14 protein-coding genes and 3 tRNA genes are annotated in these 12,603 nt (G+C 64.1%); 6 read left to right on the top strand and 11 right to left on the bottom strand.

Features of this window, described 5'->3' with window-relative positions:
- The 9 genes from ABT24_RS05785 to ABT24_RS05745 form a co-directional block, all read right to left on the bottom strand.
- The coding region (locus ABT24_RS05785; protein WP_039011239.1) for a GTP-binding protein at window positions 1-96 on the bottom strand (96 nt) is incomplete at its 3' end.
- 49 nt (window positions 97-145) lie between these two features.
- Window positions 146-220, bottom strand: a tRNA-Thr gene (locus ABT24_RS05780).
- A 60-nt stretch (window positions 221-280) separates the two neighbouring features.
- Window positions 281-354, bottom strand: a tRNA-Gly gene (locus ABT24_RS05775).
- Between the two features lie 122 nt (window positions 355-476).
- Window positions 477-562 (bottom strand) — tRNA-Tyr (locus ABT24_RS05770).
- Between the two features lie 64 nt (window positions 563-626).
- Window positions 627-1,499 carry an indole-3-glycerol phosphate synthase TrpC gene (gene trpC, locus ABT24_RS05765; protein ID WP_276732045.1) on the bottom strand — a complete coding sequence of 291 codons (873 nt, stop codon included), beginning with the start codon at window positions 1,497-1,499 and terminating at the stop codon, window positions 627-629.
- A complete protein-coding gene (gene trpD / locus ABT24_RS05760) occupies window positions 1,496-2,542 on the bottom strand; it encodes an anthranilate phosphoribosyltransferase (protein WP_276732042.1) in 1,047 nt (348 codons plus the stop codon). Before trpD ends, trpC begins: the two co-directional genes overlap by 4 nt.
- A complete protein-coding gene (locus ABT24_RS05755; RefSeq protein ID WP_276732041.1) occupies window positions 2,529-3,119 on the bottom strand; it encodes an anthranilate synthase component II in 591 nt (196 codons plus the stop codon). Before ABT24_RS05755 ends, trpD begins: the two co-directional genes overlap by 14 nt.
- A 44-nt stretch (window positions 3,120-3,163) precedes the next feature.
- Window positions 3,164-4,663 carry an anthranilate synthase component I gene (gene trpE, locus ABT24_RS05750; RefSeq protein ID WP_276732039.1) on the bottom strand — a complete coding sequence of 500 codons (1,500 nt, stop codon included), beginning with the start codon at window positions 4,661-4,663 and terminating at the stop codon, window positions 3,164-3,166.
- Window positions 4,664-4,965: 302 nt separating this feature from the next.
- Window positions 4,966-5,430, bottom strand: a complete 465-nt coding sequence (locus ABT24_RS05745; protein ID WP_013107516.1) for a PaaI family thioesterase — start codon at window positions 5,428-5,430, stop codon at window positions 4,966-4,968.
- A 122-nt stretch (window positions 5,431-5,552) separates the two neighbouring features.
- On the opposite strand from ABT24_RS05745, the gene ABT24_RS05740 reads away from it, so the two are divergent.
- Both ABT24_RS05740 and ABT24_RS05735 read left to right on the top strand, forming a co-directional pair.
- Entirely contained in the window at window positions 5,553-6,176 is a 624-nt protein-coding gene (locus ABT24_RS05740; RefSeq protein ID WP_276732037.1) for a chalcone isomerase family protein, read from the top strand.
- A 144-nt stretch (window positions 6,177-6,320) separates the two neighbouring features.
- Window positions 6,321-6,896: a chalcone isomerase family protein gene (locus ABT24_RS05735; protein WP_013107518.1), complete on the top strand. Its 576-nt coding sequence runs from the start codon at window positions 6,321-6,323 to the stop codon at window positions 6,894-6,896.
- A 72-nt stretch (window positions 6,897-6,968) separates the two neighbouring features.
- Here the strand turns inward: ABT24_RS05735 and gph are convergent, their stop codons facing one another.
- Window positions 6,969-7,670: a phosphoglycolate phosphatase gene (gene gph / locus ABT24_RS05730; RefSeq protein WP_276732035.1), complete on the bottom strand. Its 702-nt coding sequence runs from the start codon at window positions 7,668-7,670 to the stop codon at window positions 6,969-6,971.
- The gene (gene rpe, locus ABT24_RS05725) at window positions 7,670-8,368 is read right to left on the bottom strand and encodes a ribulose-phosphate 3-epimerase (RefSeq protein ID WP_013107520.1); all 699 of its coding nucleotides are present in this window, start codon (window positions 8,366-8,368) and stop codon (window positions 7,670-7,672) included. The genes gph and rpe overlap by 1 nt, the downstream gene beginning before the upstream one ends.
- A gap of 131 nt (window positions 8,369-8,499) precedes the next feature.
- Here rpe and apaG point away from each other — a divergent pair, with 131 nt between their 5' ends.
- The 4 genes from apaG (at window position 8,500) to ABT24_RS05705 (ending at window position 12,598) form a co-directional block, all read left to right on the top strand.
- On the top strand, window positions 8,500-8,874 hold the full coding sequence (apaG, locus tag ABT24_RS05720) for a Co2+/Mg2+ efflux facilitator ApaG/CorD (RefSeq protein WP_013124528.1): 375 nt from the start codon (window positions 8,500-8,502) through the stop codon (window positions 8,872-8,874).
- On the top strand, window positions 8,874-10,997 hold the full coding sequence (gene tlpB / locus ABT24_RS05715) for a transporter-like protein TlpB (RefSeq protein ID WP_276732032.1): 2,124 nt from the start codon (window positions 8,874-8,876) through the stop codon (window positions 10,995-10,997). The genes apaG and tlpB overlap by 1 nt, the downstream gene beginning before the upstream one ends.
- A gap of 2 nt (window positions 10,998-10,999) precedes the next feature.
- Window positions 11,000-12,265 (top strand): murein transglycosylase A, encoded by a 1,266-nt coding sequence (gene mltA, locus ABT24_RS05710; protein WP_286737477.1) that lies wholly within the window; start codon window positions 11,000-11,002, stop codon window positions 12,263-12,265.
- A gap of 96 nt (window positions 12,266-12,361) precedes the next feature.
- Entirely contained in the window at window positions 12,362-12,598 is a 237-nt protein-coding gene (locus ABT24_RS05705) for an HP1242/YdcH family protein (RefSeq protein ID WP_013124531.1), read from the top strand.
- Window positions 12,599-12,603 lie beyond the last annotated feature (5 nt).

Raw genomic sequence — 12,603 nt, 5'->3', positions numbered from 1 at the left:
GATGGCCGCCGTCAGCGTGGTCTTGCCGTGGTCCACGTGACCAATCGTGCCCACGTTGACGTGCGGCTTGGTCCGCTCAAACTTTTCCTTCGCCATGATTCAAACTCCTCAAGCCTACAAAGATGGACAAATCGATAAATTCAACTGGTGCCCATGGCGGGAATCGGACCCGCGACCTCTCCCTTACCAAGGGAGTGCTCTGCCACTGAGCCACATGGGCCTGAACGCTTGCACGCTCAAGAAAAAACCGTTACATAACAACACTAAATACCGCAGGAGCTGGAGCGGGAGACGGGAATCGAACCCGCGCCATTAGCTTGGAAGGCTAAGGTTCTACCATTGAACTACTCCCGCCTTGCCTAGCCCTGGACACCCTGGCGAGGCCCGCAGCGACCAACTCGGAGCGACTGATCGTCGCCAACACGACGAAGCCCGCAGCAAAAACCAAAAGCAGCAAAGCACATCATTCTTGCGCCTGGTGGAGAGGGCTGGATTCGAACCAGCGTACTCGTAAGAGGGCAGATTTACAGTCTGCTGCCATTAACCACTCGGCCACCTCTCCGAGGCGAACCGCAGATTCTTAGCGATTTTTGCGGCAATGTCAAATAGAAGGCCTTTTAGCCGGGTCAATCGAAGAGCGCGCGCAGGGCCGTGCCGGGGTCGTCCGCGCGCATGAAGGCTTCGCCGACGAGGAAGGCCTGAACGCTGGCGGCCCGCATGCGCGCGACGTGATCCGCGGTCAGAATGCCGCTCTCGGTCACAACGACGCGGCCCTCAGGAATCTGCGGCAGCAGATCGAGGGTGGTCTCCAGCCGGGTTTCAAAGCTGCGCAAGTCGCGGTTGTTGATGCCAAGCAGCGGCGTGCGCAGCGCCAGCGCCGCCTCCAGTTCAGCCGCGTTGTGCACCTCGACCAGCACATCGAGGCCGTAGCTCATCGCCTCGGCTTCCAGTTCGATCAATTGCGCCCGTGGCAGAGCGGCTGCGATCAACAGCACGCAGTCGGCCCCCATCGCGGCGGCCTCGGCGATCTGGTAGGCGTCGACCATGAAATCCTTGCGCAATACGGGCAGCGCGCAAGCCGCCCGCGCCTGCTGCAGATAAGACGCCGCCCCCTGGAAGTACTGCACATCGGTGAGCACGGACAAGCAGGTGGCGCCCCCGGCCGCGTAGCTGCGAGCGATAGCGGCCGGATCGAAGTCGGCCCGCAGAACCCCGCGCGACGGACTGGCCTTTTTCACTTCCGCAATGACGGCGGGCCCGCCCGCGGCGACTTTGGCCTGCACCGCGGCGGCAAACCCCCGCGTTGGGCCCCGCGCCGCAGCCTGCTCGCGCAGCGCCGATAAAGGCACCTGCTCGCGCGCCGCCGCCACTTCTTGCGCTTTGGTGGCGAGGATGCGCTGAAGGATGTCGCTCTCAAGAAACTCGCTGGGCCGCCCCGAGAGTTTCTTGCCCCTTGAGGGGAGAGCCGAGCGAAGCGAAGGGTTTCGGGGTGGGCTCATACGCTGGCCGCCAGATTCTGCATGGCGCGGGTGACGCGCACGAACTCTTGCATTTTGTCGCGTGCTGCGCCGCTGGAAATGGCTTCGCGCGCCATCTGTACGCCGTCGATCAATGCGGGCGCGACGTTCGCGGCGTACAGCGCGACCCCTGCATTGAGTGCCACGATGTCTCTGGGCGCGCCCGCCACATCGTTGAGCGCCTCGTGCATCAGCTCGATGGACTGAGCCGGGCCTTCCACTCGCAGCGCTTCCAACGGCGCGGACTTCAGCCCGAGATCGCCGGGGTGAATGGCGTATTCGCTGATCTGGCCGTTCTTGAGTTCGCCAATCAGCGTCTCGCCCGACAGCGACACCTCGTCCAGACCATCCAGCCCATGCACCACCAGGGCGTGCTCGCTGCCCAGCCTTTGCAAAACACGCACCAGAATACCGACCAGATCGGGGTGGAACACCCCCAGCAACTGGTTAGGCGCACCCGCGGGGTTGGTCAGCGGCCCAAGAATATTGAACAGGGTGCGCACTCCCAACTCCTTACGCACCGGTGCCGCGTGCTTCATGGCGGGATGGTGGTTGGGCGCGAACATGAAGCCGATGCCGCATTCGGCCAGACTTTGCGCCACTTGCTCTGGCGTGAGCTGGATGTTGGCGCCCAGCGCGTCGAGCGCGTCGGCCGAGCCGGAGGAAGAACTCACGCTGCGCCCGCCATGCTTGGCCACCTGCGCCCCGGCGGCGGCGGCGACAAACATGCTGGCGGTGGAGATATTGAAGGTGCGCGCGGAATCGCCCCCCGTGCCGACGATATCGACGAGGCGCTTTTTATCGGCCACTTCGACCGGCATGGCGAATTCGCGCATCACCATCGCGGCGGCGGTGATTTCGCCGATGGTTTCCTTTTTCACCCGCAGGCCGGTGATGAGCGCGGCCATCATGACCGGGGACATCTCGCCGGTCATGATGCGGCGCATCAGCCCGATCATTTCATCGTGGAAGATTTCGCGGTGCTCGATGACGCGCACCAGCGCATCGTGATTACTGATGGTCATGGAAGTGGCCCTCGTTCAACGCCAGAAAATTCTGCAGCAGCAGGTGGCCGTGCTCGGTCTCGATGGACTCCGGGTGAAACTGCACGCCCTCGATGGCGAAATGGCGGTGACGCACCCCCATGATTTCGCCATCTTCGGTCTGCGCGGTAATTTCCAGACAGGTCGGCAGGCTGTCGCGCTCGATGGCCAGCGAGTGATAGCGCACCACGGTGTACGGACTGGGCAGATCGGCGAACACGCCTCGGCCGTCATGGGTGATGGAGCCGGTCTTGCCGTGCATGATTTGTCGCGCCCGCACGATCTGGCCGCCAAACGCGGCGCCGATGGCCTGATGCCCCAGGCAGACGCCCAGAATGGGCAGTCGCCCGGCGAAGTATTGCAGCACCGGCACGGAGATACCGGCCTCGGCGGGCGAGCACGGCCCGGGAGAAATGACGATGCGCTCGGGATTGAGCGCCGCGATGGCTTCGAGATCGAGCTCATCGTTGCGCACGGTGTGCACGTCCTGGCCGAGTTCGCCGAAATATTGCACCAGGTTGTAGGTAAAGCTGTCGTAGTTGTCGATCATCAGCAGCATGATGGGCTCCGTAGGTCTGGGAAGAGAGGGGGCGGGACAGCGCTTTAGCCGTCCAGCCCTTCCTGCACTTGCTCGGCCGCGCGCAACACGGCGCGGGCCTTGGCCTCGGTTTCGCGCCATTCCATCTCGGGCACGGAATCAGCCACCACGCCAGCGGCCGCCTGCACGTACAACCAGTTGTCCTTGACGATGCCAGTGCGAATGGCAATGGCCAGATCCATGTCACCGGCAAAACTCCAGTAGCCGATGGCCCCGCCGTACAGCCCGCGGCGGGTCGGTTCGAGTTCGTCGATCACTTCCATGGCGCGAATCTTGGGCGCGCCCGACAGCGTGCCCGCCGGGAAGGTGGCGCGCAGCACATCCATCGGCGTGCGCTGCGGTTGCAGCAGCCCCTCGACGTTGCTGACGATGTGCATCACATGCGAATAGCGCTCGATGGCGAACGCCTCGGTCACCTTCACGCTGCCGGTCTGCGCGATACGACCCAGATCGTTGCGCGCCAGGTCGATGAGCATCAGATGCTCGGCGCGCTCCTTCGGGTCGGCCAGCAGTTCGGCCTCGTTGCGCACATCGGCCTCGGCGGTGGCGCCGCGCGGCCGCGTGCCCGCCAGCGGGCGGATGGTGACCTTGCGTCCTTCGGGCACAGTCTCTTCGCGCACCAGAATCTCGGGCGATGAGGCCGCAATCTGAAAATCGCCGAAGTTGAAATAAATCATGTACGGCGAAGGGTTGAGCGAGCGCAGCGCGCGGTAGAGCGACAGCGGCGAATCGCTGAAGCGCTTGCGCAGGCGCTGCCCCACCTGCACCTGCATGAAGTCTCCGGCGGCGATGTAGTCCTTCGCCTTCTCGACCGCTTTCAGATAGTCGGCCTTGTCGAACTCGCGCTCGATCGGCGTCACGCTGCTGCGCTGCATGGGCGGCGCCGAAACGGAATAGCGCAGTTGCTCGCGCAGACCGCGCAAGCGCGAGCGCGCCTGGCTGTAGGCCTCGGGCTGGCCGGGGTCGGAATAGACGATGAGGTAGAGCCGCCCCGACAGGTTGTCGATCACGGCGAGTTCTTCGCACAACATCAGCAGGATGTCGGGCATACCCAGCGGATCGGGCTTGGGATGCTTGGCCGCAGACGCCATCAGGCGCGGCTCGATATAGCGCACCGCGTCATAGCCGAAATACCCCGCCAACCCGCCGCAAAAACGCGGCATGCCCGCAGGCAGCGCCACCTTGAAGCGGGCGTGGAACGCTTCGATGAAATCCAGCGGCGGCGCTTCAGAGGTTTCCACCACCGCGCCGTCGCGCAGCACCTCGGTGAGGCCGTTCTTCACCCGTACCTGCGTGCGCGCGGCCAGGCCGATGAAGGAGTAGCGGCCGAAGCGCTCGCCGCCGACGACGGATTCCAGCAAAAAAGTGTTTTGCCCGGCTCCTGCGCCCACCCCCAGCTTGAGGTAGAGCGACAGGGGAGTTTCCAGATCCGCCAGCGCTTCAGACACGAGCGCAATGCGGTTGTAGCCCTGGCGGGCCAGTTCTTTGAATTCGAGTTCAGTCATGTTCGTCTCAAGGGTCGGCTGCCCCGAAGGGACGGGCAGCGGATATCACGGGAGTGCAGCCTGTTGCCGACACGGCCCCACGCATTGACGCGCGAATGGGACGCAGATCGGAGGTGAGTCAGGCCGCAGCAGCGGGCACGATCAACCAGAACCGCCAGGGCCAAGCCCCCCGGTCTCCAGAACCCGATGCGTGTCGCCGATGGATGAACATGGACAGTGAATGAATCGCGCAGAGCTATCCGAGTGAGCGAATGTAGCAAACTCGTAGGGCCATTTTCCGCGTAACGGGCTCAAACGCGGTCTCAAGCGCCGAAGTTTTCCGGCATCTGTACCGCGACGACCTCGCCGCGCACGGTGGCCACGCCGCCCGCAAACACCGTGGACTCCACAATGACCTTGCGGCCCTTGATTTCTTTGACACGACCGCGAATTTCAAGCTCTGTACCCAAGGGCGTCGGCTTGAGAAAATCGACATGCAGCGATCCGGTGACAAAACGGAAGGCCGGTGGCGTGTCCATCTCCCGCCCTTCGGCACGGTACATCGCCGCTGCCGCCGTGCCGGTGCTGTGGCAATCGATCAGCGAGGCGATCAAGCCGCCGTACACAAAGCCAGGCACTGCGATGTGATAGGGCTGGGGCGTGAAGCGCGTGACCGTTTCATCACCATCCCAGACGGTCTTGATCTGATGCCCCTCGGCATTGAGGCGGCCGCAGCCATAGCAGTGCGCCAGCGCGTCGGGGTAGCTGTCCTGAAAAACCTTGGGCATGACGTCTCCTTCATGGGTGTCGTTGCAGTATCTTAAACGGCGCCCGATCCAAATTCACTTGTCAAAGCACGGCGTTTTACGAAAAATGAACGACCGTTCGATAACAGACAACAGGAGACTTCATGGATCACACCACTCACAAGCCGCTGCGCACCTTCGGCGCAACCGCCTCGCTGATCACCGCACTGGCCATCGCATCCTTCATGCCGAGCGCGCAGGCGCTCACCCTGCACGGCGTGGATATTCCGCCGCAAGTGGATGTCGGCGGCAAGACGCTGACGCTCAACGGCGCCGGTACCCGGTACGTGTTCTTTTTCAAGGTTTACACCGCCGCACTGTATTTGCCGCAGAAAAGCACGCAACCGCAGGCGATTTACAACATGGCCGGGCCCAAGGAGTTGAAACTCACCCTGCTGCGTGATGTGAGCGGCAAGGAGCTCGGCGACAAACTCAACGAAGGCATCAAAAACAACCTCAGCCCGGAGGAGTTCAGCGCCTTCATTCCCAGCCTGGTGCAACTGGGCGGACTGTTTGCCCAAAAAAGCCAGATCAAAACCGGGGAAACGGTGACTATCCGCGAGATTCCCGGCAAGGGCAGCACCATCGCCATCGATGGCGTGCCCTCAGGCGGGGTATTCACCGAGCCGCAGTTTTTCAACTCCATGCTCAAAATCTGGCTGGGCAAAAATCCCGCTGAAGACCGGCTCAAACGTGCGCTGCTGGGCAACGAAGCGGACAGCAACTGAGCGGCTTCACCGGGCAAGGCTTGCGCGCCGTCATGTTTGGTGACCACTCAAACACGCCGTTTCGGTGAAAACCCGAACATGCAAGGGGTGGGTTCATAAAATAAGATTTGGCTGATATACCCACAAACCACCCGAGGATCGCCCATGAAAACAGTTCTGACCGCAACCGCCATCGCGCTGGCCGCGACGTTCGGCGCCGTAAGCGCCAATGCCGCCGTCAAAGTGGGCGGCGTTCCTGTGATGCAAACCGCCCCGGCCAACGGCGTGCCCCTGCTGATCAACGGCGCTGGCGTGGTCGATATGGGCGGCAAGATGGCTGCGGCGGTTTACCTGCCGCAAAACACCACGTCGGTCAGCAACATCATGACCATGCCCGGGGCCAAATCGATTCGCCTCACCGCCATTTCCAATATGTCGGCCGACGCTTTGGCCAAGGCGCTGGATGCTGGGGTGAAAAAGGGCGTGTCCGCCGCGCAGTACGCCTCGTTCAAGCCGGCGATGGACGCCTTCAGTAAACAACTGGCCAGCGTGAAGCAGATCGCCAAGGGTCAAACGGTTGAACTGCTGTTCGAACCCTCCAACGGCATCGTGCTGATGGGTCCGGGCTCGCACATCATTCCGGGCACCGGCAACGCCGAGCTGTATCAGGCCATGCTGCGCATGCTGCCCGCTGGCGTGCTGTCCAACACCTCGATTCAAAAGCAGAACATCAACGGCTGATCGTGTGGGCTCTGCCCACAAAAAAGCCGCTCCTGTCCGGAGCGGCTTTTTTATTGCTGCGTGCTGAATTATTCAGGCGGGCAGCAGATCGCCGATGCGGTCGGCAAAGCCATCTGCGTCCACCGCACGCACGGGCTCGCCGTGGTTGTAGCCGTAGGTGACCAGAGCCACCGGGCAACCGGCGGCACGGGCGGCCAGGGCATCGTTCTGCGAATCGCCGATCATCAGCACCACCGCGGTGGGCAGGCCGATCTGCTTGCAGGTTTCGACCAAGGGCATGGGGTCGGGCTTCTTGCGCGGGAAGGCGTCGCCGCCGTTGACCACTTCAAAGTGCTGCAGCAGCCCTTTGAGGTCGAGCAGTTCGCGCGCGTAGCGTGTGGGCTTGTTGGTGATGCAGGCCAGCCGCAAGCCCGCAGCCTTCAAGGACGCCAGCCCTTCGGGCACGCCGGGAAACGGGTTGGAATACTGGCCGTTGATGGTGCCGTAAATACGCTGATAGGTTTCGATGCCGCGCGGGTACAGGTCTTGGGCCTGATCGTCGCGGAGGTGAATGCGCAGGGTCTGCAGCACCAAATATTCGGAACCTTTGCCGATGCGATGCTCGACCTGCTCTCGGCTGACCGCGGGCAGGCCGAGTTCGTCCATCAACCGCGAAAGCGCCGCATGAAAGTCGCCCAGGGTGTCGATCATGGTGCCGTCGAGATCGATGATGGCGGCCTGCACGGCGTGGCCGACCAGGGTCAGGACTGGCGTTGCAACGGTGCGGGCGTCCATCAGGCCACCGCCGCGAGGTTGGCGCGCATGGCGTCGATCACGGCCTTGTAGTCGGGCTTGCCGAAAATGGCGCTGCCAGCCACGAAAGTGTCCACCCCGGCCGCAGCGGCCGCGGCGATGTTGTCGGGCTTGATGCCGCCGTCGATTTCCAGCAGGATGTCGCGGCCCGTCTGTGCCTTGTAGGCGTCGAGCTTGGCACGCACCTGTTTGGCCTTGGGCAGGCTGCTCTCGATGAAACTCTGACCGCCAAAGCCGGGGTTGACGCTCATCAGCAGCACCAGATCGACCTTGTCCATGACGTAGTCGAGCACGGAAAGCGGCGTGGCGGGGTTGAACACCAGCCCGGCCTTGGCGCCGCCGTCGCGGATCATCTGCAGGGTGCGATCGACGTGCTTGCTGGCTTCGGGGTGGAAGCTGACGATGTCGGCGCCCGCCTTGACGAAGGACTGGGCGATGGCATCGACCGGCTCGACCATCAGGTGCACATCGAGCGTGATGGGGGTACCGTCGGCTTTCTTGCAGTAGGGCTTGATGGCCTCGGCCACCAGCGGGCCGATGGTGAGGTTGGGCACGTAATGGTTGTCCATCACGTCGAAATGAATGAAATCAGCGCCAGCGTCGATGACGTTGCGCACCTCCTCGCCCAGGCGGGCAAAGTCGGCCGAGAGAATGCTGGGAGCGATGCGGTAGGTTTTCATGGCGTTCATTTTAGAGGGATGCCCAACTGATTCTGTAGGGATTTGAACCCAACTACCTGACGCGGCGCAATTCCCTGAATGTCAAGCCATCTCAAGCGCGCACTCCACTGCTAACTCCTAGAATCGGGCGCATGTCGACCTATCAATTTTCCGTTTCGGTGATTCCGCAATACCTGCCCGAGCAGTCGGATGCGGAGCAAGGCGTTTATGCCTACAGCTACACCGTCACCGTGATCAACACCGGGCGCGTGGCCGCGCAGCTCATTTCCCGCCACTGGATCATTACCGACGGTGCGGGCAAGGTGGAGGAAGTGCGCGGTCTGGGCGTGGTGGGGCAGCAGCCTTTTCTCAAGCCCGGCGAAGCGTTCGAATACACCAGCTGGTCGCAACTGAGCACGCCGATGGGCAGCATGCGCGGCAGTTATTTCTGTGTCGCGGAAGATGGCGAGCGCTTCGAGGCGCACATTCCCGAATTCGCGCTGGTTCAGCCGCGGAGTCTGCACTGATGTTTTTTGCCAAGCACCGGGCGCGCAAGGCGGCGGCGCGTGCGGCGACGGAGGTGCATTCGCTGCTCAACGCGGCCAGCGCACAGGCGCAGCCCGTGGAGCAAGCGCTCTGGATCATCGACCTGCTGGACTGGCTGCGACGCGGCCCCGACGCCGATCTCCTGCGCGAGGGTTTGAACCTCCCGCCGACTCTCGCTGCGCAAGACGGAGAAGACACTGCGGCGCCCGCCGAAATCCGCCGACTGCAAACCCTGCTGGATGTGCTCGACCACCTGCCCGAGCGCCGCGCCGAAATCGCCGCCGTGATCAACGGCCTGCTGCGCAACACCGATGCCACTTTGCTGCTGGCCGATTTCGGCTTCAGCCAGCGGCCTTCGTTTTTCAGCGAATTCAGCGAGCGGCTGGGCAACAAATGGCTGCCCAAATCGCCCGAGACGCGCGATCTCGCCGTGCTGTTCGCCCTGTTTTTTCCGCAGGCGCACGACGCCGTCTGGCTCGAAGCACTCGATGCCGACACCCTCGCGCGTCTGCGCGAATTGCTGGCCACGCGCGAGATCGAAACCGAAAAAACCGCCAGCGCGCAGCTCTGGCGCACCGCCCTGCTCGATGCGCTGACCTATACCGTCAGCCAGATCCGCGCCACCGGCTTCTCGCCCGATCTGCGCTCGCGTATGCACAACAGCGGCCCACTGGCGGGCGAAGTCGAAGCCCCGTTCAAGCAGCTGGCCGCGCAGTATGAAACGGTACAGACGCTGTTGGCGCAGCAGCCCCCCGGCGACGAAGAGGCGCTGCGGCAGTCGCTCACCCTGTTTCGCGCCGGGTTGGAAGCCTGTCGCCAGCAGGCCGATTCGGTCACGGCGCATCTGGAAGACTACGGCACTTCGGTGAGCTTGGTTTATGTGCTGCACCAGCTGCATCAGCGCATCGACCGCGCCGAGGCGCTGCTCAATTGCCTGGTGGGCGACACCCCGGCGCGCGACACTGCCCACCTGTTCGCCAATTTCGTACGCCTGAACGCCCAACGCCGCAGCCTGCGCGCCCTGTGGCGGCACAACACCGCGCTGCTGGCGGAAAAAATGGCCGAACGCCACGCCGAGACGGGTGAGCACTACATCACCCGCGACCGCAGCGAATACCGCGCCATGCTCGGCGCGGCGATGGGCGGCGGGCTGATCATGGGGTTCACCACCTGGATCAAGATCGGCATTCTCGGCCTGAAAACCGCGCTGTTCTGGACCGGCCTGCTCGCCGGGCTGAACTACGCGGTGAGCTTTGTCATCGTGCAATTGCTGCACTGGACCATCGCCACCAAACAACCGGCGATGACCGCACCGGCCATGGCCGACAAGCTCGGCGAGCTGTCCAAACCCGGTGGGGTGGAGCGATTCGTTGACGAAGTCGCCAACCTCACGCGCTCTCAGTCGGCCGGGGTGTTCGGCAACGTGCTGCTGGTCATGCCGGTGGCGCTGCTGCTTGGCCTGGGTGGGCTGGCCGTCTTCGGGCCGCAGTTTCTGCCCGTGCCCAAGGCGGAGCACGAGCTGCAATCGTTGTCGCTGCTGGGCCCCACACCGCTGTTTGCCGCGTTTACCGGGGTGCTGCTGTTCCTCTCCAGTGTGATGGCAGGCTGGGCGGAAAACGCCTTCGTGCTGCACCGGATCGACAGCGCCATCGCCTGGAATCCGCGCATCCGGCGTCGCCTGGGCGCGCTGCGCGCAGCGCGCTGGGCCGCCTGGTGGCGTCGCAATATCGGCGTGATGTCCGGCAATGTGTCGCTCGGCCTGCTGCTCGGATTGACGCCGGAGTTTTTCCGCATTTTCGGCCTCGACCTGCAAGTGCGGCACGTCACCCTGTCATCGGGCCTGTTTGGCGCGGCGTGCGCCAGCCTGGGGCCCGCGGTCGTGAACGATCCGGCGTTCTGGTGGGCGCTGGCGGGCATTGCCGTCAACGGCGTGCTCAACGTCGGCGTGAGTTTCTATCTGGCCTACCGTCTGGCCTTGCGCGCCCGGGGTATTCAAGTGAAAGAGCGCCGCGCCATCTACACCAGCATTGCCCGTCGGCTGTGGCGCAGGCCCTGGACGTTCATTCTGCCGCCGCGACACGCTGCGGCCAGCGCACACGGCTGAGCATGACGTTGTTATCGTACCGACCGGGGTTGATGGGCCGGGTCCGCACCGCCCTGCTCAGCCTGCTGGGGCTGGTGCTGGCGTCCTGCGCCACGCCGCCCGCGCCGCCGACTTCTTCGCCCACGACCCTGCCGCCCACTACGGCGCCGACGGCGCCTTGGCCTGCAACCCCGCCGGGTACTGCCGCCGCGCTCACCGGCCCCAGCGTGCGGCTGCAACCCGCGCAGTGGGCCGATTTACCCGGCTGGCCGCAAGACGATTTCAGCGGCGTCTGGCAGGCCTTCCGGCGCGACTGCGGCGCACGCCTTCCCAGCGCGCTGGCGGCGGTGTGCCGACGCGCGGCGTCCGTGCCGGCGGACGATCCGCAGTCGCAGCGGGCGTTCATCGAGGCCGAGTTCGCGCCTTGGCAAATCACCGCTTCGGGCAAACCGGACCAAGAGGACAAAGGCTTGATCACCGGCTACTACGAGCCGGTGCTGCACGGCTCGCTCACCCGCATCTGGCCTTATGTGGTGCCCGTCTGGGGGCTGCCCGCCGACCTCGTGCCGCGCGCGCCGGGCGCCGATGGTGTCAGCGGCGGCCGGGTGGCTTGGGTGGACGGGCAGCAGCGCGTGCTGCCCTACTGGAGCCGGGCGCAGATTCAGTCCGACCCCGCCTTACAGGCCGCGCTGGATCGTCACACCGTGGTCTGGCTCGACAGCGCGGTGGACGCCCTGTTCCTGCAGGTACAAGGCTCCGGCCTCGTGCGTCTGCCCAGCGGCCAGACCTTGCGGCTGAGCTACGCCGGCACCAACGGCTGGCCCTACAAATCGGTTGGCCGCTGGCTGCTCGACACCGGGCGGGTGAACGGCACGATCACCATGTCCATCATCCGCGCCTGGGCGCAGATGCATCCTGCTGAAGTGCCCGAAATGCTGGCCGCCAACCCGCGCGTGGTGTTCTTCAACGCCGCGCTCGACACCGACCCGCAACGCGGCCCCATCGGCGCCCTGGGCGTGCCCCTCACGGCCATGCGCAGCATCGCGGTGGACAAGCGCGCCATCGCGCTGGGCCTGCCGGTGTGGTTGTCCACCGCGCAGCCTTACGACAGCCGCGCGCCCGCGCCGCAGCCGCTCGACCGGCTGGTGTTCGCGCAGGATGTGGGCTCGGCCATCACGGGCACTGTGCGCGCCGACTTGTTCACAGGCACCGGCGATGCGGCCGGCGAACTCGCCGGGCGCATGCAGTGGCCCGGGCGCATGTGGGCGTTGCTGCCGGTCAATCCCTGAACGGCCCTGCAACGGGCAGCTTGCGCGCAGCGGTGGCACGTCCGCGCGAACCGTCCTATGGTTGAGCCTTGCTCAACAACACAGGAGGACGTCCCCATGACACTAGACCCGCACGATCTGACCCACGAATTTCCCGCCCAGGCCGACAAGATCCACGCGCTGAAAGCGGACAACGCCCACTTCCAAAAGCTGGCCCAACGCTACGAAGAACTCAACAAGGAAGTGGTGCAGATTGAAGAAGGCGTGCACGCCGCCGATGACCTGCACCTGGAAACGCTGAAAAAAGAGCGTTTGCAGCTCAAGGACCAGATCGCTGCACAACTGGCTGCATAAATACT

The sequence above is a fragment of the Thiomonas sp. SCN 64-16 genome (genome assembly GCF_001725585.1).
Lineage (GTDB): Bacteria > Pseudomonadota > Gammaproteobacteria > Burkholderiales > Burkholderiaceae_C > Thiomonas > Thiomonas arsenitoxydans.
The sequence above is the reverse complement of the archived record's forward strand: the minus strand, read 5'-3'. Positions and strand labels throughout refer to the sequence as shown.